The 23,783-nt window shown below is 41.7% G+C and carries 20 protein-coding genes; 11 read left to right on the plus strand and 9 right to left on the minus strand.

Annotation, left to right across the window (positions count from 1 at the left end; all coding sequences use genetic code 11):
• Positions 1-13 precede the first annotated feature (13 nt).
• Together WA325_RS13240 and tagD are read right to left on the minus strand one after the other, a co-directional pair.
• Entirely contained in the window at positions 14-1,198 is a 1,185-nt protein-coding gene (locus WA325_RS13240) for a CDP-glycerol glycerophosphotransferase family protein (RefSeq protein WP_105954036.1), read from the minus strand.
• Positions 1,199-1,293: 95 nt separating this feature from the next.
• Complete coding sequence (gene tagD, locus WA325_RS13245; RefSeq protein ID WP_059353647.1) at positions 1,294-1,683, minus strand: glycerol-3-phosphate cytidylyltransferase; 390 nt, start codon at positions 1,681-1,683, stop codon at positions 1,294-1,296.
• A 517-nt stretch (positions 1,684-2,200) separates the two neighbouring features.
• Here tagD and WA325_RS13250 point away from each other — a divergent pair.
• The 6 genes from WA325_RS13250 to WA325_RS13275 all read left to right on the plus strand — a co-directional run bounded on the left by WA325_RS13250 (position 2,201) and on the right by WA325_RS13275 (position 9,102).
• Positions 2,201-2,974, plus strand: a complete 774-nt coding sequence (locus WA325_RS13250; protein ID WP_105990867.1) for a WecB/TagA/CpsF family glycosyltransferase — start codon at positions 2,201-2,203, stop codon at positions 2,972-2,974.
• Between the two features lie 95 nt (positions 2,975-3,069).
• Positions 3,070-4,227, plus strand: a complete 1,158-nt coding sequence (locus WA325_RS13255) for a CDP-glycerol glycerophosphotransferase family protein (RefSeq protein WP_336183757.1) — start codon at positions 3,070-3,072, stop codon at positions 4,225-4,227.
• Between the two features lie 88 nt (positions 4,228-4,315).
• Positions 4,316-5,029, plus strand: a complete 714-nt coding sequence (locus WA325_RS13260; protein ID WP_059353650.1) for an IspD/TarI family cytidylyltransferase — start codon at positions 4,316-4,318, stop codon at positions 5,027-5,029.
• Positions 5,026-6,051, plus strand: coding sequence for a ribitol-5-phosphate dehydrogenase (locus WA325_RS13265; protein WP_059353651.1), 1,026 nt, complete (start codon positions 5,026-5,028; stop codon positions 6,049-6,051). The genes WA325_RS13260 and WA325_RS13265 overlap by 4 nt, the downstream gene beginning before the upstream one ends.
• Before the next feature lie 3 nt (positions 6,052-6,054).
• Positions 6,055-7,224 (plus strand): CDP-glycerol glycerophosphotransferase family protein, encoded by a 1,170-nt coding sequence (locus tag WA325_RS13270; RefSeq protein ID WP_336183758.1) that lies wholly within the window; start codon positions 6,055-6,057, stop codon positions 7,222-7,224.
• An 18-nt stretch (positions 7,225-7,242) separates the two neighbouring features.
• The gene (locus WA325_RS13275; RefSeq protein WP_105990864.1) at positions 7,243-9,102 is read left to right on the plus strand and encodes a CDP-glycerol glycerophosphotransferase family protein; all 1,860 of its coding nucleotides are present in this window, start codon (positions 7,243-7,245) and stop codon (positions 9,100-9,102) included.
• Between the two features lie 42 nt (positions 9,103-9,144).
• Here the strand turns inward: WA325_RS13275 and WA325_RS13280 are convergent, their stop codons facing one another.
• Both WA325_RS13280 and manA read right to left on the minus strand, forming a co-directional pair.
• Positions 9,145-11,787, minus strand: a complete 2,643-nt coding sequence (locus WA325_RS13280) for a glucosaminidase domain-containing protein (RefSeq protein WP_336183759.1) — start codon at positions 11,785-11,787, stop codon at positions 9,145-9,147.
• 130 nt (positions 11,788-11,917) lie between these two features.
• Positions 11,918-12,868 (minus strand): mannose-6-phosphate isomerase, class I, encoded by a 951-nt coding sequence (gene manA / locus WA325_RS13285; protein ID WP_336183760.1) that lies wholly within the window; start codon positions 12,866-12,868, stop codon positions 11,918-11,920.
• A 267-nt stretch (positions 12,869-13,135) separates the two neighbouring features.
• Between manA and WA325_RS13290 the strand changes: the two genes are divergently transcribed.
• From WA325_RS13290 to WA325_RS13300, 3 genes are read left to right on the plus strand one after another with little or no spacing between them, the layout of a single operon-like run.
• A complete protein-coding gene (locus WA325_RS13290) occupies positions 13,136-14,587 on the plus strand; it encodes a spore germination protein (protein ID WP_336183761.1) in 1,452 nt (483 codons plus the stop codon).
• A 5-nt stretch (positions 14,588-14,592) separates the two neighbouring features.
• Positions 14,593-15,699, plus strand: a complete 1,107-nt coding sequence (locus WA325_RS13295) for a spore germination protein (protein ID WP_336183762.1) — start codon at positions 14,593-14,595, stop codon at positions 15,697-15,699.
• The gene (locus WA325_RS13300) at positions 15,696-16,820 is read left to right on the plus strand and encodes a Ger(x)C family spore germination protein (RefSeq protein WP_336183763.1); all 1,125 of its coding nucleotides are present in this window, start codon (positions 15,696-15,698) and stop codon (positions 16,818-16,820) included. The genes WA325_RS13295 and WA325_RS13300 overlap by 4 nt, the downstream gene beginning before the upstream one ends.
• A gap of 46 nt (positions 16,821-16,866) precedes the next feature.
• Here the strand turns inward: WA325_RS13300 and WA325_RS13305 are convergent, their stop codons facing one another.
• Positions 16,867-18,240 (minus strand): sugar porter family MFS transporter, encoded by a 1,374-nt coding sequence (locus WA325_RS13305; RefSeq protein WP_044159562.1) that lies wholly within the window; start codon positions 18,238-18,240, stop codon positions 16,867-16,869.
• Positions 18,241-18,570: 330 nt separating this feature from the next.
• Here WA325_RS13305 and WA325_RS13310 point away from each other — a divergent pair, with 330 nt between their 5' ends.
• Complete coding sequence (locus WA325_RS13310) at positions 18,571-19,539, plus strand: LCP family protein (protein WP_105954047.1); 969 nt, start codon at positions 18,571-18,573, stop codon at positions 19,537-19,539.
• Positions 19,540-19,694: 155 nt separating this feature from the next.
• A complete protein-coding gene (locus WA325_RS13315) occupies positions 19,695-20,555 on the plus strand; it encodes a Cof-type HAD-IIB family hydrolase (protein WP_202853587.1) in 861 nt (286 codons plus the stop codon).
• 35 nt (positions 20,556-20,590) lie between these two features.
• On the opposite strand, the gene WA325_RS13320 is transcribed toward WA325_RS13315, so the two are convergent.
• The 4 genes from WA325_RS13320 to pgsC all read right to left on the minus strand — a co-directional run bounded on the left by WA325_RS13320 (position 20,591) and on the right by pgsC (position 23,783).
• On the minus strand, positions 20,591-21,832 hold the full coding sequence (locus WA325_RS13320) for a C40 family peptidase (RefSeq protein ID WP_227598620.1): 1,242 nt from the start codon (positions 21,830-21,832) through the stop codon (positions 20,591-20,593).
• 158 nt (positions 21,833-21,990) lie between these two features.
• Complete coding sequence (gene edmS / locus WA325_RS13325) at positions 21,991-22,158, minus strand: extrachromosomal elements maintenance protein EdmS (RefSeq protein WP_010332114.1); 168 nt, start codon at positions 22,156-22,158, stop codon at positions 21,991-21,993.
• Positions 22,159-22,172: 14 nt separating this feature from the next.
• On the minus strand, positions 22,173-23,315 hold the full coding sequence (gene pgsA / locus WA325_RS13330) for a capsular polyglutamate synthetase PgsA (protein WP_101865001.1): 1,143 nt from the start codon (positions 23,313-23,315) through the stop codon (positions 22,173-22,175).
• Positions 23,316-23,333: 18 nt separating this feature from the next.
• Positions 23,334-23,783: a poly-gamma-glutamate biosynthesis protein PgsC gene (gene pgsC / locus WA325_RS13335; protein ID WP_010332116.1), complete on the minus strand. Its 450-nt coding sequence runs from the start codon at positions 23,781-23,783 to the stop codon at positions 23,334-23,336.

Here is a 23,783-nt window from a genome sequence, read left to right on the forward strand (position 1 = left end):
TTGTATAGAAGTTTTAAAGAATCGTCTCAATAACTCTTTTAGAAGCCTGTCCATCTTCTAAGTTGCAAAATTCATTGTAAAAAAGCTCGTAATTATGATCTATATAAGGGTTATGCAGCAAATCTTTAACTGTCTTAATAAGTTCTTCACTTGTTTGCACAAAGCTTCCTGGGGTTTTTTGTTGAAAATCAAAATAAAAACCTCTAATAGAGTCTCGATAAATCGGGAGATCATACACAAAAAATACAATGGGTTTTTTTAAGTTTATATAATCAAAAAAAACAGAAGAATAATCTGTTATTAACAAATCACTAATTAAATACAGATCCCTTATATCTTTATATAAAGAAACATCCTTAACAAAATCATTATATTTGCCTAAATTAAACTGTTCTGAAACTAGATAATGCATTCTTAGAAGAATTACTACAGACTCTCCAAGTTCTCTTTTCATTTCTTCTAAATCAAATTGGAGTTTAAATTTATATTGGCCAACCTTCTTAAACTCATTATCTCTCCATGTTGGTGCATATAAAATAACTTTTTTATCCTCATTAATTCCTAACTCTTGCTTTACCTTTTTAATTAATGATTCCTTATTTGAAGAATACAAAATGTCATTTCTCGGATAACCAGCCTCTATGATTTCTTTGTTAAATTGAAACGCACTTCTAAAAATCTCCGTAGAGTAAGCATTAGGAGAAATTAAATAATCCCATTTGCTAGCTTCCAGCAGAAAATTTTGTTTGTATTTTTCAGTTGTAGTCCCCGGCATATGCACTTCATCCATATCATTAGCAAGCTTTTTTAACGGAGTGCCATGCCACGTTTGCACATACAATGTTTTTTTGGGTTTTGGAATCCATAAAGGGAGGCGGCTGTTTGTTATCCAATATTTCGCAGTAGCCATGTACCAAAGCCACTTGAAAGAAAACCTTTTAATATATGCTGCATCCACACCTTCTAATGCCGACATGTAACGCTTATCAATACTCCATATTAACTTATAATCATATCTATCTTTATTTTCCTGAAGATATTCGTAGATTGCTCTGGGATTGCAGCTAAACTGTTTGCCAGAATAGCTTTCAAATAAAATTAATTTGTTATTTCTTGGCAGAAGAGCAAAAAGTTGAAACAGCACCGAATATACCTTAATTAATAAACTTCTGCATTTATTTAAAATAAACGATTTCATCATAAACTCCTTAAAGAGCAAAAATTTATAATTCACGCACACAAGAAAAAAAGAAGCAACTGAACATTACTTCAAGCCTCTTTTAATTAGTACTTCTATAGACTAGCCATGTCTTTTTTGATTTGAGTAGTTGAAATGCCCTCTGTTCTTGGAAGGTATATGACCTCGCAATATTCCTTTAAGAAGTCAAACTTCCCTTTCCAGTCATCACCGATGACAAACGTATCAATTCCGTACTTTTTGATATCTGAGATTTTTTGTTCCCAGTTTTTTTCTGGAATGACTTCATTCACAAAATCGATTGTTTCTAAAATGAGTTTTCTATGTTCATAAGAATGATGCGATTTTTTTTGTTTTTGCAAATTAAACTCATCTGTAGACAAGCCTACGATTAAGTAATCTCCAAGGTCTTTTGCTCGTTCAAGCAGCTTCATATGTCCATAGTGAAATAAATCAAATGTTCCGTACGTTATCACTTTCTTCATTAGATAACATCACCTTCCAACCGTTTTCAACTGAGAGTGCCAGATAAAAACCAAAAAACTTAACAAACTGTTTATAATTTCGACATAAATTTTACGTACCATTAATAATGAACAATAATAGCATAAGTTCCTATAAAAGTTAAGGCTCTTTAAAAATGTCAATTGCTAATAATATTTGGGATAAATCTATGTTGATGTATAAAATTTACAGGTCTAATGCCTTATCTCATTTCATTATACCAAGCTTTCGTTTATGGAAACATCGATTCTTTTGTCATCAATTTGAGTGAAACGATTTGCTTTGTGTTACGTCATTTATTTTGTACACCCTCCTCATATTAATTCATCGTCAAAACGTGAAGGAATTGTAATGTGAATGTTAAAAGTTCCTAAAGATTTTTGTGGTATGATAGGGTAAGATGTTTTCAGGTAAAGTGATGAATTATGGTCTTTACACAAACTATACGAATGACACATGTTTTTTATAGACATATAGATGAAAAGGAGGGTTGACATAATGCAAACGAAACCCATTAATCAATTAGATTTTGTAGACGGTGAACTGTCTTCATTTATATCCCATTTGGAAACTTCATATTTGGATCAGGCCAAAGGAGCGTTTATTGTTACGGCAAATCCAGAAATCGGGTTTGAAGCGATGCAGAATCCGCGATATGAAACAGTTCTTTCATCTGCTGATTTTATTTTGCCGGATGGTATTGGTGTTGTTATGGTCTCCAAGTTAATCGGAAGGCCTCTTCAATCCAGAATAGCCGGCTATGATTTGTTTACGTCCCTGTTGGATAAGGCTCACCAAAAGAAAAAGCGTGTTTTCTTTTACGGTGCAGCAAAACATGTTATTGAGCAAACAATTGAACGAGTCCGCCGTGATTATCCTGGAGTTGAAATTGCCGGATACTCTGACGGCTATGTCAAGGATCAAAGTAAAGTGGCAGACAAGATTGCTGCTGCAAAGCCGGATATGGTGTTTGTCGCGTTAGGTTACCCTGTTCAAGAGTTCTTTATCCATAAATACAGGCATTTATTCCCTCAAGCTGTAGCTGTAGGGCTTGGCGGCAGTTTTGATGTGTTTAGCGGCAATGTAAAAAGAGCGCCGTCGTTTTTTATCCGTTTTCACCTTGAATGGATGTACAGGCTGATCACCAACCCTTCGCGCTGGAGAAGAATGCTGAGCATTCCTAAATATGTTACAGCCGTGCTGAAGCATGAACGAGCTTCAGCCAAGCCGCAATATACAGGGCAGGTTAAAGATCAATCACGCCATTTGTAAACGGTCTTTAAAGGAGCTATGGTTTAAATGATATATATGAATCATTCGCTGTATCTGCGGATAATCTTTGACAGCCCATTAGAGCTGATGACAGGATGAACCCTCAATCTTTGTTTGCGTTTTTTTATTCTTTGTTCATAAAAGTCATTGGCGCTTTACTCTTTTGGGTAAAACCGGGGAATCAACTGACCCTGCTTGTCTCTTTTCCTGATAATGCCCGTGCTCTGTTAAAGGAATATCAGGAGGGACAATATTCCTTTAACATTAATGTGCTGCTTACCCAGCACGCCAAATCACTGGCAGATGAATTTCCGGCACTCTCCGTCTCAGTTATTAATGAAAAACACCCGCTTCATATATGTAAAGCGGTCTTTTCTATGCTGAGCAGTAAAGCCGTGGTTGTTGATAACTATTTTGTTTTAACAACTGTTTTGGCCAGCCGGCCGGATATTGAGTGCATACAAGTCTGGCATGCGAACGGAGCGTTTAAGCGCTTTGGTTTAAAGGATATCAATACTCAGAATCGTTCCCGGTCTGACGTGAGACGCTTTCGTAAGGTATATGCTTCATTTGACCGGATTGTCGTCGGTTCTGAACACATGGCCGACATATTCAAGGAATTTTTCGATATCACAGAGGATAAATTTCTTCGATTTGGCGTGCCATTAACTGATGCTTACTATGAGGCCGGCAAAAACGGTCATGAACTAAAATGCAAACACCATCTGCCGGCAGGGAAAAAAATCATTCTGTATGCCCCGACTTTCAGGGATCATCAGTTTGAAAGCTTTTCGCTGCCATTTTCAGAAAAACAGCTGGCATATGATTTAAAAGGAGAATTTTTGCTTGCGGTAAAATTGCATCCTGTTATGAAACAATCCGCAGATTTACCTGTCAATAATGAGTGGATAAAAGATGTATCAGATCTCCCTCTTGCAGACCTTTTAAAAATGAGCGATCTGTTAATATCGGATTACTCTTCAGTTCCTTTTGAATTTGCTCTGTTGGACAAACCCATTATGTTTTATGCGTATGATATGGTTGCTTACGACAAAACACGCGGTTTGATTAGAAATTATACAGAGATGATACCTGGGGTGCCTTGCATTGATTCAGAAATGCTCCTAGAACAGATGCAAGATATAAACAAGCTTCAATCTGAAGTGGAGCGTTTTTCCCATGAATGGAATCTGTACTCTAAAGGAAATGCCAGCAAGCAGCTTTTACGCTATATAAACGAGAAATCATACTGATCTTTATATATAATAAAGATCGGTATTGCAAATAATATGAAAACCCTTTATAAAACATTATGAGTTGTGGTAAGGAAGGAGTCATTTTATGATTTATGCTGAGATTCTAGCCGGTGGAAAAGGTTCCCGCATGGGGAATGTCAATATGCCAAAACAGTTTTTGCCGTTAAATAAACGTCCTATTATTATTCATACGGTTGAAAAATTTTTATTAAATGACCGTTTCGATAAGATTTTAATCGTTTCACCTAAAGAGTGGATTAACCATACAAAAGATATTTTAAAGAAATTCATTGGAAACGATGATCGCCTGGTCGTGGTGGAAGGCGGAAGCGACCGCAATGAATCAATTATGAGCGGTATCCGTTACATCGAAAAAGAATTTGGCATTCAGGATGATGACGTGATTATTACCCATGATTCTGTGCGCCCATTTTTGACTCATCGTATTATCGAGGAAAACATTGATGCTGTTCTTCAATATGGCGCTGTCGACACAGTCATATCAGCCATTGACACAATTATCGCTTCAGAAGACCAAGAGTTTATCTCTGATATTCCTGTACGCGATAATATGTATCAGGGACAAACACCGCAAAGCTTCCGCATCAGCAAATTGGTCGAACTTTATAATCAGCTCTCAGATGATCAAAAAGCCGTACTGACTGACGCTTGTAAAATCTGTTCGTTAGCTGGTGAAAAAGTGAAGCTGGTTCGCGGTGAAGTCTTTAATATTAAAGTAACGACACCATATGACTTAAAAGTGGCAAATGCCATTTTACAGGAGCGAATTTCACAATGATTAATCAAACGTATCGTTTAGTTTCTGCCCGACAATTTGAAGTGACGTATAAAGATAAAGTTGTCCATTCAGATAAGGTCGTCGTCCGGCCTACCCATTTATCCATCTGTGCTGCCGACCAGCGTTATTACACTGGTTCCCGCGGCAAAGAAGCCATGGATAAAAAACTGCCGATGGCCCTGATCCATGAAGGAATCGGAAAAGTGATGTTTGATCCGACCGGCACTTTTAAAGTCGGAACACGGGTTGTCATGGTGCCGAATACACCGGTTGAAGAGCATGAAGTGATTGCGGAAAATTATCTGCGGTCCAGCAGATTCCGTTCCAGCGGTTATGACGGTTTCATGCAGGATTACATGTTTATGGCCGCGGATCGGCTCGTTGAACTTCCGGACAGCATTAACCCGCATGTAGCAGCTTTTACCGAGCTAATCACCATTGCAGTCCATGCGCTTTCCCGATTTGAACGGATGGCGCATAAGAAGCGTGACACATTTGGTGTCTGGGGAGACGGAAACCTCGGATTTATCATGACGCTTCTTTTGAAGAAGAAATACCCGGACAGCAAAGTGTTTATTTTCGGAAAAACGCCTTATAAACTTGATCATTTCTCTTTTGTTGATGCAGCTTATCAAATCAACGACATTCCTGAGGATGTGAGAATCGATCATGCCTTTGAATGTGTAGGCGGACGCGGCAGTGAAAGCGCGATTGAACAAATCATCGCCCATGTTCATCCTGAAGCATGTGTAGCGCTCTTAGGCGTATCGGAATACCCAGTTGAAATTGAAACAAGAATGGTGCTTGAAAAAGGGATTACGCTGATCGGCAGCAGCCGCAGCGGACGCGAGGATTTTGCCCGTACTGTAGACTTTTTAGCTCAATACCCAGAAGTCGTTGATTATTTAGAAACATTAGTCGGCGGACGCTTCCCGGTACGCAGTATTGAGGAAATTACACATGCATTTGAAGCAGATTTGACTTCATCTTGGGGAAAAACTGTTATTGAATGGGACATTTAAACAGTGAAAACATTCCTTACACGAATTATAAAAGGAGTATTCGGCACTGCTTATAAACTATTGAGCGCTTTATTACCAGTACAGCATAACAAAGTTGTCATAGCTTCCTATCGTGAGGATCATTTAAGTGATAATTTCAAAGCAGTCTATGAAAAGCTGGAGCAAGATCCGTCTCTTCGTATTACCCTGCTATTTCGCAAGATGGATAAGGGGTTGAGCGGACGAGCTTCGTATTTGCTTCATCTTTTCAGCTCTTTATATCATCTTGCCACATGCCGTGTGCTGTTGTTGGATGATTATTATTTTCCTTTGTACGTTGTTCCCAAACGAAAGGAAACAGTAGCCATCCAGCTTTGGCATGCTTGCGGTGCGTTTAAAAAATTTGGCTACAGCATTGTGAACAAGCCGTTTGGACCTTCTTCCGATTACCTGAAGATCGTTCCTGTGCATTCTAACTATGACTATGCGATTGTCAGCGCACCCGCTGCCGTTCCGCATTTTGCTGAAGCTTTTCAAATGGAGCAAGAGCAGATTTTGCCTCTTGGTATACCGAGAACAGATTATTTTTATGATCAGGAACATATTCGCACTGTTCAAGATCAGTTTGATCGGGCTTATCCTGAACTTAAGCATAAGAAAAAGCTTTTGTATGCTCCTACCTTTCGAGGCAGCGGACATCATCAAGAGGGTTACGCTACCCCGCTTGATCTGCTACAATTAAAATCAGCGCTAAACCATAAAGATTATGTCGTCATGCTCCATCTTCATCCGTATATGCGCCAGCACGCGCGTCCGGAAGAGGATGATTTTGTGCTGGATTTATCCGATTCGTACTCTTTGTATGATTTGATGGCAATCTCTGATGGACTGATAACCGATTATTCTTCAGTCATTTTCGAATACAGCCTGCTGAAGCGTCCGATGTATTTTTACTGCCCGGATTTAGAAGACTATTTAGAAGAACGAGATTTCTACTATCCATTTGAATCATTTGTACCCGGGCCGATTTCTAAAGACGTTACATCGCTTGTACGAGACATCGAGAATGTGCATGAAGCTGATACGAAGCGGATTGAAGCTTTTTCGCAGAAGTTTATTACCCATCAAGACGGCAAATCTTCAGAGCGGGTAGCCGATTTTATTTCATCATTTTTAACATCTGGTGCCGATTAGGAGAAAGTGAGGTACAAAGTGAAGCTTGCCAGAAAGATTAAGAACAGACTTTTCAGATCAAAAAAGAAAGCGAAAAAAGAAAATACAGCTCTGATCGTTCATCCAACAGATAACAGAGTCTTTTCTCTTTTTGATAAAACGAAGCGTGTCGAAGAAAATCAGCAAGTGCCTGTCAGAAAAATTTCTGAGTTTTCTTGGAATGGGTCGATCCTTAAGATTGCAGGTTATATGTATATTAAGGGTTTGCCTCTGCAAAAAGAGGATCAGGTCCGCAAACGTTTATTATTGGTGAACAATGGTGTTTTATTTACAGCTGTTTCGTTGCGCGATTGTCCTGTAGAGCAGTTATCGATCAATACTTCAAATGTGCCTGAAGCCTATAAATGGGCAGGATTTTCACAACAGATTAACTTTTCTAAATTGATGAATGACAAGCCTCTTCCACAAGGCGAGTATAAGCTGTTTCTCGAAATCGAGGCAGTCGATGACCAAAATATCAAACACCAGGAAGTGCACACGGTCGGAAATGTCAGCAGTTTCCTCTCTAATGATGTATATGCGACAAAGATGGAATTTCATTCAGCTAAAAAGCTCATGAAGTTTAATTTGATCGTGAACTATGATGAGAGCGAAAAGACGATTAATTTGTCTTGCAACAAACTGCAGGAAATTGATCCGAGCCTTTTGGAGCTTGATACCGGAAAAGAAGCAAACCGCTTTTTGCGTAAGCTGAATACGAGCTTGTTCCATTTTGCTTATGATGTGTTCCGCCTGCTTCCAATTAAGTCGAACAAGATCGTCTTTGCTTCTGACAGCCGTCTTGATTTAACAGGCAACTTTGAATTTGTTTACGAGGAACTGCTGAAACGGGAAGAAAACTTTGATTTTAAATTTTTCTTAAAGAGCAGCATACGTGACAGAAAAAGCCTGTCTGAACTAATGTCAATGGCTTATCATTTTGCGACTAGCAAGATCATTTTTATAGATGATTTTTATCCGATTATTTATCCGTTAAAAATCCGTAAAAATGCTGATCTTGTCCAGCTGTGGCATGCTGTCGGCGCCTTTAAGACATTCGGCTACAGCCGAATCGGACTGCCGGGAGGACCGTCACCGCATTCGAAAAACCACAGAAACTACACGAAGGTTATTGTCAGCTCTGAAAATATACGGAAGCACTATGCAGAGGGCTTTGGCGTGGACATTGAGAATGTGATTGCTACCGGTGTTCCGCGAACAGACTTCTTCTTTGATGAAGCGAAAAAAGCATTTGTGAAGGAACGTCTTTATACGGAATATCCATTCCTTAAAGATAAGAAGGTTATCCTCTTTGCGCCTACTTTCCGCGGAAATGGACAGCAATCAGCCCATTATCCTTTTGAGGTACTTGATTTTGACCGTCTGTATCATGAATTAAAGGATGAATATATTTTCTTATTTAAAATACATCCGTTCGTTCGGAACGACGCCAATATCCCTTATCAGTACAGCGATTTCTTTTATGATTTCTCTTCTTTCAGAGAAATCAATGAGCTATTGCTTGTGACGGATGTTCTGATTACGGATTATTCTTCAGTATGCTTTGAGTATGCTTTATTAAATAAACCGATGATCTTCTTCAGCTATGATGTTGATGATTATATTCGGAAACGTGATTTCTATTACGATTACTTTGACTTTATCCCAGGCCCGCTTGCGAAAACGTCTGAGCAAATGATTTCTATTATTAAAGAAGAGAAATATAACTTCGATCAAATTGATTCATTTGTACATTATTTCTTTGATGATCTGGATGGGAAAGCAAGTGAACGTGTCATTGATCAAATTGTCTTCCCTCAGGAAGAGGAACCGTTAGAGGATAAAGTTCTTAAAAGATAATAATAAAAACACCTTTTGCCGCGGCAAAAGGTGTTTTTTTATTTATTGATACTCCGGAACATCATAATACAGTGTGTATCCATCCAGTAATGAATACAGGCTGTACATGCGGTTTACTTGTTTGTACGCCCAGCCGATGTCTGTTGCGTATTGGTGTGCAGCTGTGGCTGACCATCTCATCTTGTATAACGTGTCTTGATTGTAGGCTGTGTTATGAATGTAGGATGAGCCTATGAACTTGGCGCCCCCGATAATGGCGGCTTCTGGTGTGAACCAGCCTTGCTCGTATGCGTATTTGGCGCCGTAATAGTTCGGATTGCTATCGTATGCGCCGATTCCGTACATGTTATAAACGGTCCTTCCGTTATAGGTTAAACCATTGGCCAAATCGGATGTCCCGTTGCCTGTTTCAAGGAGAGCATGTGAGATTAAGTATAGCTCGTTGATGCTGTACTTAGTTGCGGCATCGATAAATGCCTTTGCTTTCCCTGTCAGGATGCCTTTGCCCGCAAGCACTTTCTGATTGACCTCGGCAACGCTGAGGCCGGCTGTCTGTGACAGCTTAAGAAATTGGAAGTAGTATTTGCTGTCCTTGGAAAAGTTGTTCGGGTCAACGTATTGTCCTACTTCATCGCTGCTAGCGTTTCTCCATCCCATATTGATTTTAGCCCAGCCGTTTGTCTGGCCGATGATTTTCACTTTATCGCCTTTTTTTAATTGGCCGATGACGTTCGTCGGACTGACTGCCGGCGTTGACCGGATGTTGAGTACATCAGCTGTAACCGTTGAGGTTGCTGTATTGATATACGCGAGGGATACGTAAGCTGCACCGTCAGTTTGCGGGCTGACTTTCATTTGTTTTTGAACCATATCACGAAGCGAGAGATTATAATTCGTTTTCATGATTTGCGGACCGTTTTTTATTTTTACAGTGGATGATGTCCATCCATATAATTGTTTCAGCTTCGCTGATGCCGCTGAAGCTGCGCTATTGCCTGTGAATTGCTCGTTAAGGCTAATTTTATAAAGCGTGTTGCTTTTGGTCGTGTAGTTCGCGCTTAACTGCTGAGCTTTAAAATAGTTCAGTCCATTGTTCAATGCTGTTTTGCTGCTGAGCTGAGATGTCAGGATTTTGTATTGTGTATATGCTGTCGCGCCTGTTTTCGCGGCTGTGCCAGAGGCGTTATTTTTTTTGAAAAAAGCAAGTACACGATCGATGTCCTCTTGGCTGATGATCGCCTCAGTGGTGATTTGATATTTACTTCCTGCTGTCTGACCCGTTTTTTTGCTTGCGGCTGAAATCTGATTCGATTTAAAGAACGTGATGGCTTCATTGACTTTTGCCGCATCCAGCAGAGATTCAGTTGTAATTTTAAACGTGTTGGCAGTTTGTTTTTTTACTGTTTTTGCTGCAGCACTTAGCTTATTCTTCTTTAAAACGTTCAAACCTTTTGTAACTTTTGCTTGGTCTGTTGTTTCTTCAGAAATGAGCTGATATTGGTTTTCGGCTTTTTTTCCAGTCGCTTTTTTCGTTGCCTTTACTTTTTTCTGTGTGAAGAAGGCCGCAGCTTTGTTGGCCTGCTGCTCACCTAAAATCTGTGCAGTCGTAATTTGATAGGCAGATGACGTTGCCGTTTTTTTCACGGCAGATGACGTGTAATGCCATTTTTTCTTTTTGAAAAATGCGTCGACCTTTTGAAGCTGCTGTTTTGTCAAATTCTTCATGTTTACCGTATATGATGTGCTTTTGCCAACCTTTTGATAATACCCGGACACCCCAGTGTTTTTCTTGATTTGGCTGATGGCGTCCTTCACTGTATTTAGCCCTCTGAAATAAGCCGATTGGACATTGTATACGTCTGCTGTTGTTTTTTGATTGATTGACTTGTAGCTTCCCGTAATTCCGGTACTTTGTTTCAGCTGCTGTAACAAAGTCTTGGCATTGGCTTCACCTGATATAGAGGCTGTTGTAAACGTGTAATAGGCTTGTCCTTTCGCTGTTTCTTTTAATGATGCCTTCAGTCCCGATTCTTTTTGGAATGCGTTTTTGACTTGCGCAGCCTTGCTGTCTCCGATAATAGCGCCTGATTGAATGCTTGTTACAGACACTTCATGAGTAACGGGCTGATACGTGCTTTTTATCCCCGTTTTCTTTGTCAGGCCTTGGATAAGCTCCTTGACCTTCATCTCATCTGCTATTTCCGAGGTAACCACGTTCATGTAAAACTGGGCTGTGCCGGACATCTTCACAGCGCCGGATACCCCTGTTTCCTGCTTAAGTTTGGCCAGCAGGGTGTTGGCCTGTTTTTCACTTGGTATTGCGCCGGACGTGATGGTCATATACGGCTGTTTGCTGCCGACTGGACTGGATGTGCCTGTAATGGCTGTCTGTTTTGTCAGTCCGCTCAGCACGGTTTTAGCTTGTGCTTCGCTATGTATGCCTGTAGCGGTAATTTGGTAGGTTGCTGTTGTGCCTGAAGCCTGATAGGAGGCATCCCAGCCTGTGTCTTTTTCCAATTTGGCGGCGGCCTGAGAGGCTTGGCTTTCTGTACTGAATGTTTTTGCCGGCTCCACCTTATAAATCGAGTAATCCGTATACGCTGCAGCCTGTGCAGAGCCGGTTATGGTAAAAAAGGCAAGGGACGCGGCGGACAGAAGCATCGGTGCGATTAATCTCTTTTTCATTCCTTCTCCTCTTTCTTATTCAATGAGTATATAAAACTAGTTTATTTATCGGCACGCGTATGCTCTATTTATAGGTCAATCCATTCCATTTTTGAAAAATAAAAAACTTAATCTCTAAGTGAGATTAAGTTTACATGTGTGACACAATCAGTGTGCATGTGCCTTTAATTGTGAAGTCGGACATATTGTAAGGCAAAATAAAGTGATCGCCCTTTTTAAGCGGGCATGTTTCTTTTCCATACGTAAGCGAACCGCTTCCTTCTATTACACTGCATATCAAGAAGCTCTCATCCTGCGAAAGCTCAGCCTCTCCATTAATGTCCCATTTATAGACGGAAAAGTATTCCCCTTGGACAAACGTTTTAATTGTTATTCCTTTTCGTGATTCGGTTGATTCGTCTATATATCCGTCCACATGGGGAACGGTCGCCGCGTTAATGGCTTTTGCAAAATGAAGCTCCCTTGGCTTGCTGCTTGTTTCGAGACGGTCATAGTCGTAGACCCGATATGTGGCATCTGAATTTTGCTGGGTCTCTAACACAATCGTCCCTTTACATAAAGCGTGTATCGTACCGCTCGGCACATAATAGAAATCACCCGGCTTAATCTTGATTCTTCGCAGCAGGCCTTCCCAGTCACCGCTGTTAATCATTGTGACAAGCTCAGTTTTTGAACGCGCTGTATGTCCGTAAATGATTTCTGCATTTTCTTTGCAGTCAATAATATACCAGCACTCCGTCTTGCCGAGTTCTCCCTGTTCGTTCTCTCCAGCGTAATAATCATCGGGATGGACTTTAATCGACATATCTTCTTTTACGTCCAGCAGCTTCGTCAATAACGGGAACCGGTCTCCCTCCACGCCTCCGAACAATTCCCGGTGCTCATCCCAAAGCTCGGTCAATGTCTTTCCTTTATACGGGCCATTCGCAACAGTGCTCGGTCCTTTTGGATGAGCGGAAATGGCCCAGCACTCCCCTGTTGTTTCTGATGGAATGTCATACCCGAAGACATCGCGTAAAGCGGTGCCGCCCCAGATTCTTTCTTTAAACACTGGCTTGAAAAAAATCGGTGATTGCGTCATGATCCGTACCCCTCCCCTTTAAATGGCTGATCATTATTTTCCCGATGCGTGCCCCTTACAAACGCCCCTATGTCTGTCTGCTTTTCACTGACAACATATGTACAAAGCATTATGTATCAATGACCCCTTTTTGAGAAAACGCTTCCTTTTTATTATATCACTTTCACAAGAAGGTTTGTTTCAGCCTTTTCCTTATGAAGAATAATTCTCCTTTTTTGATACAAATTAAGAAAAACCGTCAATATGTTTTTATAAAGGAGAGAAACTATGCAAATCGACTCTGATCTCCAGCACAATGTAGAAACATTGAAAAAAAAATTGGGGCAAAACGACGATATCATGTTTTATACGTTTTCTTTCGGAGACAGCAGACAGAAGGCTTGCCTGCTGTATATTGACGGTTTGACAGAAAATAAGCTTCTGGCGCAATACGTCATTTCTCCTTTACAAAAAGAAGCGTTAGCTCAAAAAGAAGGCTTGATTGAAGATTTATCAGCATTCTTTTTCGGCTATCATCACAGCGTTGTTTCTACAATAAAAGAAATACAGCAGCTCATTTTTACCGGACATACCATTTTGCTGGCCGATGGTTACAGCGCGGGGCTGGCATTTGATACGAAAACGTTAATGACGCGCAACCTTGAAGAGCCTTCCTCAGAAATCGTGGAACGCGGGCCGAAGATAGGCTTTATTGAAAAACTGCGGACAAACACGGCGCTTTTGCGAGAGCGGACGAGTGACCCTAATCTCGTCATAAAAGAAATGACAATAGGCAAAAGGACGAAAAAAAAGATAGCTGTCGCTTATATTCAGGATATTGCACCTGATTATGTCATAAAAGAAGTGTTTAAACGGCTGAAATCCATCACGACAGATGATTTGCCGGAATCAGGCACACTTGAACAGCTCATTGAAGATGAACCCTTTTCAATCTTTCCCACGATCTTAAGCACTGAACGGCCTGATCGTGTAGAAAGCTCATTGTTAGAAGGACGGGTCTCCATATTAGTAGATGGTACACCATTTGCATTGATTGTACCGGCAACGGTGGATGAATTTATTCATTCACCAGATGATTACAGCCAGCGCTGGATTACAATGTCTCTTATTCGTTTGCTTCGTTATTCAAGCATCCTGATTACCATTTATTTGCCCGGCTTATATATTTCTCTCGTTTCCTTCCACACCGGTCTTTTGCCGACGAGAATGGCCATTTCGATTGCGGGCAGCAGGCTGAATGTGCCCTTTCCGCCTTTTGTCGAAGCCTTTATTATGATATTTACGATAGAACTGATCAGGGAAGCCGGTTTAAGATTGCCAAAACCGATCGGGCAGACGATTGGGCTTATTGGAGGCGTTGTCATTGGACAGGCAGCCGTACAAGCGCAAATCGTCAGCGCACTGATGGTCATAGTTGTATCAATTACCGCATTGGCATCCTTTACCGTTCCTTCATACGCCTTTAACTTTCCGCTGCGGATTATTCGCATTGCGGGCATGATAAGTGCCGCGATGCTTGGCATGTATGGCGTCATCATGGTCTTTCTGTTTGTGATCGGCCACTTGATGCGACTGAAAAGCTTTGGCCAAGATTACATTATTCCCATAATGGCACAGCCCGGACAAGATTTAAAGGACACTGTGATTCGCATCCCTACCCTATTTTTAAAAAGGAGACCTACCCGTAAAGACACAAAAGATAAAATCAGACAAAGGTGATGGCTATGATGCAATCAGAGGACAAGCTTACATTTATGCAGACGCTTATTATGGTAAGCAGTACAATGATCGGTGCCGGTGTCTTAACCCTTCCCCGCTCAGCCGCTGAAACCGAAAGTCCGAGCGGATGGATTATGATCCTGCTGCAGGGCATTATTTTTATTATTTATGCTCTGCTTTTTTTGCCTTTTCTTCAACGAAACAGCGGAAAAACGATTTTTGAGCTCAACAGCATTGCAGCCGGAAAATTGATCGGTTTCTTTTTGAATGTATTTATTACCCTTTATTTTATCGGTATCGTATGCTTTCAAGCCCGGGTCTTGGGAGAGGTTGTCGCATTCTTTCTATTAAAAAACACGCCGATGGCGGTTGTCGTCATTATTTTTCTGGCAGTTGCCATCTATCATGTGGCCGGAGGCGTTTACCCCATTGCGAAGGTATATGCGTATATCTTTCCTGTTACTATTATTATTTTTCTGATGCTTCTGATGTTTAGCTTTCGTTTGTTTCAGTTAGATTTTATCCGACCCGTATTTGAAGGCGGCTATCAAAGTTTTTTCTCTTTATTTCCTAAAACCCTTTTATATTTTTCAGGATTTGAAGTCATTTTTTATCTCATTCCCTTTATGAAAGATCCGAAGAAGGTTAAAAAAGCTGTCGCTTTGGGCATTGCAACCTCAACTGTTTTCTACAGCATTACTTTGTTTATTGTCATTGGCTGTATGAGTATGGCTGAAGCTAAAACAGTGACGTGGCCGACCATTTCACTCATCCACGCATTAGAAATCCCAGGGATTTTTATTGAACGATTTGACCTGTTTTTACAGTTGACTTGGACAGCTCAGCAATTTGCATGTATGCTCGGCTCCTTTAAAGGCGCGCATATCGGATTAACAGATGTCTTTCACCTAAAAAATAAAAACAATCCGTGGCTGCTTGCTGCACTGCTGGCTGTTACATTTTTCTTCACAATGCTTCCTGACGATCTGAATGCCGTGTTTTATTACGGTTCACTTCTCGGATATGCATTTTTAGGTGTCATTATCATACCATTTCTCATCTGGTTTTTGAGCTGGGTACAGAAGAAGCTGGGGAGGGGGCAGCTGCAATGAAAACAATAATAAAGCTTGCGGCAATGGTTCTGATGCTGCAGCTGCTTTGCGGATGCTGGGATGTCAAAAATATTGAAAAACTGTCTTTCGCCAGGGGACTTGCAATCGATGAAACTGATGACCATCAGTATAAATTAACCTATCAAAACCTTCTTCCCCAAAGTGAAGACAGCCAAGCATCAGGAAAACCGGAATTTGTCAATGTGACCTCCCGCGGGAAAACCATTCTCGAAGCGGTCAGTGATGTATCCATCAAGGACCCTCCTATCTATAGCGATCATTTGAAAGTGATTCTTTTGGGAGAAAAGCTAATGAAAAATCAAAATATGGATCAATTGTTCAACCATTTTATCCGGGATGATGAGCTGAGGAGAAGCAGCTATTTGATGGCAGCCAAAGGAGAAGCTGGAGAAATTTTCACGGAAGGAAGTCCAAATCAGCAGCTGCCGATGCCTTCCGAAAAGCTGATTGATCTGACAAATAACAGCGGATATAACGGGAAAATTATGATGCCGCTTCGGATCGGAAGAGCTTCTATCTATTGCCAAAACGGCTACAGTTTTCTCATTCAAGCCGTGAAAAACCAAAAGGGAAAAGCAAAGTATGACGGGGCTGGCATTATTAAAAGCGGCAGCAATAAACTCGTCGGATTTCTTTCAGCGGATGAAACACAAGCGCTGACATGGGTAATGGGGACGATCCAAGGCGGCGTCATGCCGGCGGAAGAAAAAGGATCTCCGATTACATTTGAGATTAAGAAGTCCAAATCAAAAATCAAACCTGCCATTCAAAATGGAAAGCCTGTCTTTCATATTTCTGTCAAAACATCAGGCATTCTGACAGAAGATCAAAGTCCAAGAGAAAATTCTTTTAGCGAGAGCTATTTGCGCAAGCTGGAAAACATTTTTGAGAAAAAGCTGAAACACGATATCAAGCAGATTATGGATCAGCTGCAGCATACGTATAAAGCAGACCCTATCTTTTTATCTGACTACGTTCGGATTCAATACCCGGATTACTGGAATAAAGTAAAAGGGCATTGGGATGAAACGTTCACTGAGGCAGAGTTCACATACGATATTTCGTTCAAAATCATTAATTTTGGAACAGTTGGGAGGTAAGCAGCAAAAAGGGTGCGCCTGTTGGCAGCACCCTTTTGAATATGATTTACGTTCCCGCTGTCTGCTGTTTACCTGCCGATCCTCCCTGGCCGTTTTTATCGCGCAAATCCTGCTCGATTTCTTCAAGGCTTTTTCCTTTCGTCTCTGTCACTTTAAACCGGACAAATAGAAACGCCATAATGCCGATCGCAGCATAAATCAGGAATAAATAGCTGATGCCGATCGCTTCCATTAAAATTGGATAGGTTAGTGAAACAATCAAAGTTCCAGCGTGCAGCATCAAGGTGGAGACTCCAGTCCCGATGCCTCTCACATGAAGCGGAAATAGTTCAGGAAGCATCACCCAGACAACCGGGCCCCAGCTGACGGCAAACACAACGATAAACACGCCTAAGCAAATGACTGTCGTCCATGATGCGGCCGGGGTGTTATCGAAAAAGAGATTCACCATAGCCAGGACAATCAAGCTGATCACCATCCCGGCATTCCCAAATAACAGCAGCGGCTTTCTGCCGATTTTATCAATGATTTTAATGGCGAGAAGAGTCATAAGAACATTCACTGTTCCGATTCCGACCGTTCCTAAAATAGAGGCGGAGTTTCCGAACCCGACGTTTGTAAAGGTCTTCGGCGCATAATAAATGATTGTGTTCGTACCGATAAATTGCTGCAGAAACGCCAGTCCCAATCCGGCAATCAGCGCCGGGCGCACCCACGGATCGAACAGCTCCTTCAGACCGCCTTCGTCCTCTTTTTCCGCTTCTTTAATATCATGGATTTCCTGATCAATATCCTTTGTTCCCCGCAATCTTTGAAGAACTTTCTTCGCTTTGCCCTCTTCACCATTTGTAAACAGCCAGCGCGGGCTCTCAGGCATAAACAAAATACCAATGAGCAGGAGCAATGATGGTACGGCAGCCAATCCAAGCATCCAGCGCCACGCTTCCGCATCGGCAAATATGTAATTGACGATATAGGAAAGCAGGATACCGACCGTAATCATCAGCTGGTTGAGGGACGACAGCGCACCCCGTTTCTCTTTTGGCGCCAGCTCAGACAAATACAGCGGCACGATCGTTGTCGATGTTCCGACTGCCAGTCCCAGAATGATTCTAAAGAGCACCATCACTCCTGTATTTGGCGCAAGCGCAACTCCCAATCCTCCTATACAAAACAGCAGCGCGGCAGCCATAATCGCTTTTTTCCTGCCAAAACGGTCCGTCAGCTTGCCAGCCGCTCCGGAACCGAGTATCGCTCCGATTAATAAAGAGCTGACAACAAGTCCTTCTGTAAAGGCGTTGAGGCCTAAATCCTTTTTCATAAATAAAATGGCTCCCGAAATGACGCCGGTATCATAGCCGTATAAAGCGCCACCAAGAGCGCCGAAAAAATAAAGCCATATATTTGACTGCTTCTTCATAGAAATGACTCCCTTTCTCCAATCAGTAATCCAATGGTACTGTCCACGGAGTTTTTTAGAAATCTTTTAGCCTATTTTTCTGGCAAATAAACCTATGCAGACGTACAGACATCTAATATCCATTAATTTACTGGCGTTTTTTTCAACTGCACCGAAACATTTTTTTCCCCAGTGGCGTCCAATAGAAGGTGATTCAGCACATCATCATCAATCTCTAAAAACAAAAACATATAAATATAGGAATTTTTATCGAATATTGTCTTATCAGCAGTTGCCCTATGGCAAATTGAATGGTACGCTTCAAATATTAATGAAACGTGAGGTATTGATATGGAAGAACGATCACAACATAAGAAGAAAAAGAGACGCCTAAGAAAATGGGTGAAATTATTAGCCGGTGTAATGGCTTTTCTCATCATTGCCGCAGGTTCTGTCGGCACATACGCTTATGTCAAACTGAACAACGCTTCTAAAGAAGCTCACGTCAGTCTTGCTCGCGGAGAACAATCTGTAAAACGGATTAAAGAGTTTGATCCTGGAAAGGATTCTTTCTCTGTATTGCTCTTAGGTATTGATGCCAGGGAGAAAAACGGTGAGACGGTAGACCAGGCCAGAAGTGATGCGAATGTACTGATTACCTTTAACCGCAAAGAAAAAACAGCCAAAATGCTGAGCATTCCGCGCGATGCCTATGTGAATATTCCAGGCCATGGCTATGATAAGTTTACGCATGCCCACGCCTATGGCGGCGTAGATCTAAGTGTGAAAACAGTTGAAGAAATGTTTGATATTCCCGTTGATTATGTAGTCGAAAGCAACTTCACTGCGTTTGAAGACGTGGTAAATGAGCTGAATGGCGTTACAGTCAACGTAAAAAGCGATAAAGTCATCCAGCAAATCAAAAAGGATACAAAAGGAAAAGTTGTCCTTCAACAAGGCACACACACGCTTGATGGAGAGGAAGCGCTGGCTTACGTAAGAACACGTAAAGCTGACAGTGACCTTTTACGCGGACAAAGACAAATGGAAGTGCTGAAAGCCATTATCGATAAATCAAAATCACTTAGCTCCATTCCGGCTTATGATGATATTGTGGATACAATGGGAGAAAACTTAAAAATGAATCTATCTCTTAAAGATGCCATTGGCTTGTTCCCATTTATCACTTCACTGAAGTCGGTTGAATCCATCCAGCTGACAGGCTATGACTATGAGCCTGGCGGCGTCTACTATTTCAGATTGAATCAGGAAAAACTGCAGGAAGTGAAAGAAGAGCTGCAAAACGATTTAGGTGTATAATGAACGGGATGGCGTGCAGCCATCCCGTTTTACATATTTCATTGTTGAAAAATAGGTTCGTAAGGTTTAGCCTTGTCCTATATGGTTTATCTTTCGTATGAAAGCTGAACATACTACACGAAGCAGCTTCATTATTAAGGAGGTTTCCCCTACATATGAAATTAATAGCGATTGATTTAGACGGAACATTGCTGAATAAGGAAAGCATCATTTCTAATGAAAACAGAGCGGCTATCAAGCGGGCGCTTGATGCGGGTATCCTCGTTACCATTTGCACAGGAAGAGCAACGTTTGATGTTAAAGCGCTGCTGGAAGGCTTGGATATCCCTATCATCGCGGCAAATGGCGGAACGGTTCATGACAAAGGCTACCGCCTGATCAGCCGGACATTAATGGATCAAGAGGCCGGCAAAGCGATCGCTGATTACCTGCTCTCAAAAAATATTTACTTCGAGGTCTATACAGATGACCATCTGCTTTCTCCTTTTGACGGCGAATCTAAGCTTCAAGCAGAGCTTGACATTTTAAGGAGCGCCAATCCAGATGAAAACATGGATGAATTGTGGAAAGGGGCCATGACCCAGTTCAAGCAGTTCGGCATCAAACCGATCCCGCATATCGAATCGATTTTCGACGGCAGCGAAAACATTTACAAGCTCCTTTGCTTCTCCTTTGATATGGAAAAACTGAGACATGCGAAGGAAGAACTGAAGCATCATAAAAAACTGGCGCAAACCTCTTCAGGAAAGCACATTATCGAAATTCTCCCAGCCTCTTCCGGCAAAGGGCGCGCGCTGACTGAGCTTGCCGGCAAATACGGAATTGAGGCGCAAGATATCTATGCGATTGGTGACAGTCCGAATGATTTATCCATGTTCGAAGTGGCAGGACACCGAATCGCCATGGAAAATGCGATTGATGAACTGAAAGAAAAAAGCACTTACGTGACGAAAAGCAATGATGAAAATGGTGTGGCCCACTTTATAGATCAGCTTCTATCCGGCCAATATGCATAAAGAAAAGACTCCAGAGATTCTGGAGTCTTTGTTTTTTATTGCACCCGAATACTTCCCGCGTATTTATCTTTCCAATACTTGCTCGTATTCATATTGGTAATGGTTACACCGTTTGTTAATGTGACATGAACGACTTGGCCATTTCCGATATAGATGGCCGGGTTTAAGCTTGTTGATTGGAAAAAGACAATGTCTCCCGGTTTCAGGTCAGCCTTATCAACCTTTGTTCCCGCTTTATACTGGCTCGTCGCGTATCGGGGCAGTGAAATGCCTGCCGCTTTCTGGTAAACATATTGGATAAAGCCAGAAGTATCAAATCCTGTTTCTGGAGAAACCCCGCCCTTTTTGTAAGGAACTTCCCCGATATAGAGCGTCGCCTCCGACACAATCGGATTTTCTTTCGGAATCGTCAGGTTGTTAAACCGGCGGATGCCTGTCATCTTAGATTTCCAATAATCCTCTGATAAGTAGGAAATGGTTACTTTTTCAGACCGGCTCGCCTGAATGAACCTTCCGCCTCCTGCATAAATGCCGGCATGCGAAATTCCTGTTTTATACGTATTGCTGAAATAGATGACATCACCGGGTTTAATGTTCTGAAGCGCCACCTTCTCGCCTACTGCCCACTGCTGCTCTGCTGATCTCGGCAGATAGATGTCAAGCGCCTGTTTAAAGACATATTGCACAAGCCCTGAGCAATCGAAGCCCTCTGACGGTGTGCTTCCGCCAAAAACGTACGGAATGCCGAGGTATTTTTCGGCCTCCTGCACAACAGCCACATCAGCAGTCTCCGGATCGGCAGCGACTCGTTTCGCTCCAATGTAAGAGCCGCTCCAATAGCTGCTTTTTTTGTAGTTTGTGACGATAACCCCTTTTGATAGGGTGCTGTGAATCATTTGCCCGTCTCCAATGTAAAGAGCGGCGTGTGTCGGTGCAGTCCCGCTGCTTCCCTCTTTTTTGAAAAATAAAATATCACCTGGTTTTAGATCTGCCGGCTTTACTGCCGTTCCGACTTTTGACTGGTCGTTCACAGATCTCGGCAGATGAATATCAGCCTGACCGAAAACATATTGAATCAATCCAGATGAATCGAAGCCTTCTTTCGGAGTTTCACCGCCGTATCTATACTTATACCCAAGCAGTTTCTTTGCTTCACTGATGATCAGGTCAGATTTTGCATCAGCCTCCGCAATATCCGCTTTTGTCATAATAGGAACCAAAAAACAAATCATAACGGCCACAAGCAAAAACTTCTTCCAGTTTGCCAGTGTGTTCACTTTTATTATCTCCTCCTCTATTTGCAGTTTTAACATCGGTATTTTTCTAGATATGTTAAGAGACTTTTTGATATTTTTACAGAATGAATATGCTGGCTTTCGAAATGGCAAATAAAAAAAAGAGAATGTCTCGTAAGACATTCTCTTTTTTTATTGTGTTATTTAGCGGCGTTTGCCGTTTCTTCCTGCTGTTGAATTTTATGAATTTCTGTATCGATTTTCTGCTTTTCCTGATCAGTCAGCTGATCGTTGAATTTGAAAGCTGACATAAACATAAACACGACTGCAACGGCAACAAACGGCCAGATGGCTTTGACAAATTTCATCTTATATCACTCCATTATTTAGATTTTAGTTTGTCACTGTGATCGACATCAAAAGTCAGTTTTCCGTCTTCTACTTCCCATGCGAAATTAGAGTCTTTCGTCAGTTCGCGAATAATTGTTTTCTGTTTCAGACTGCCTTTTTTAACCGGGGCAGGTGTCGCTTCATGGATATCAATCGGCGTTACCTCAAAGTGTCCCGTTCCGTTTTTCTTCAAATGATACTGCACCAGCGCACTGTCTCTCGTTCTTGTCCAGCCTTGGTCAAACACAAAGTTCCCCAGACTGTAGAAGATGACAGTCCCGTTATAGACTTCGATCGGTTCAAGGACGTGCGGGTGATGGCCGACGATAATATCGGCACCTGCATCAGACATAGCTCTTGCCAATTGGCGCTGACGGTCATTCGGATCATTATCATACTCTTGTCCCCAGTGTGACTGTACAACTACGACATCAGCATGTTTTTTCGCTTCTGAAATCATAGGGATAAAGACTTCCGGATCTGCGGGAAGCACGCCCGGTGTATTCTTTTTAGCCGCGAAACCTTTGCCGGATACATCCGTGAATCCAAGGGTTGCGATTGTTACCCCATTTACTTCTTGATATGAGATATTCTTTTTCGCATCGCTCAAGCTGTATCCAGCCCCAACGATATCGAGGTTATGGTTCGAAAATTCTTCAAGTGTATCTTTCATACCCTGTGCGCCGTAATCCATGGCATGGTTATTCGCGCCGTTAAGGACCGTGAAATTCATATCCTTCAGGACTTTTACGGATTCCTTGTTTGTCTGCAGATGAATTTCTTTTTCTGCTTCCTTATAGTTCTTTTTATAAGTTACCGGGTTTTCAAAGTTTCCGGCTACGTAGTCTGATGCTTTAAAGATAGGCTCAACGTATTGAAAAATACTGCTTACCCCTTTTTGTTCCGTTACTCTCTCAACATAGCGCCCCATCATAATATCGCCTACAAATGAGGCTGAAAGAACGTCATCTGAATAGGTTTTAACCTTTGGCGTCTCTGCTTTGCCTGCCCACATAAAAGCAAACATGAGGACAAAAACGATCGGAATCGCGATAAATACGTGCTTATTGGTTTTCTTTTTTTGCTGTTTTGTCAGCTTCAGCAGCTTTTCGTGAAAGCTCAGTTCTTTTTTCATCGTTTGACACACCTTACATTAAATTAAGTAGTAAACAAACATGATAGCAAAGGTCGCTCCGCTTAATAGCAGCGTGCTTCCGAACGTAATTGTTAATCCTTGTTTCTGAATGGTATTGGCAATTAAACCTGGCACGATAATGCCGATTCCTCGAAATTCTGCGATTTCAAATGGTACAATCGGGTATAGAAAATCAAAGGCAATTTTCAGGACGATCCCTGTGATCAGCATGGCAGCGAATTTTCTGCGTCCATACAAAATCATAAACTTGGATAAACCGAATTTCACAATGACATAGGTGAGCAAGCTGACTAATAATACGAGTAAAATAAAGACCGGCTGATTAAACACAAGTCCTAAATACCCCGGTACAACAAGCCCTGCCGGCACAATCCCTGTTTTTTCCGCAAAAATTAAACTGAGTAGTACACCTAAAATTAGTGCAATGTATAAATCTGATCCGAACAT

This window comes from Bacillus sp. 205(2023) (assembly GCF_037027485.1).
GTDB lineage: Bacteria > Bacillota > Bacilli > Bacillales > Bacillaceae > Bacillus > Bacillus halotolerans.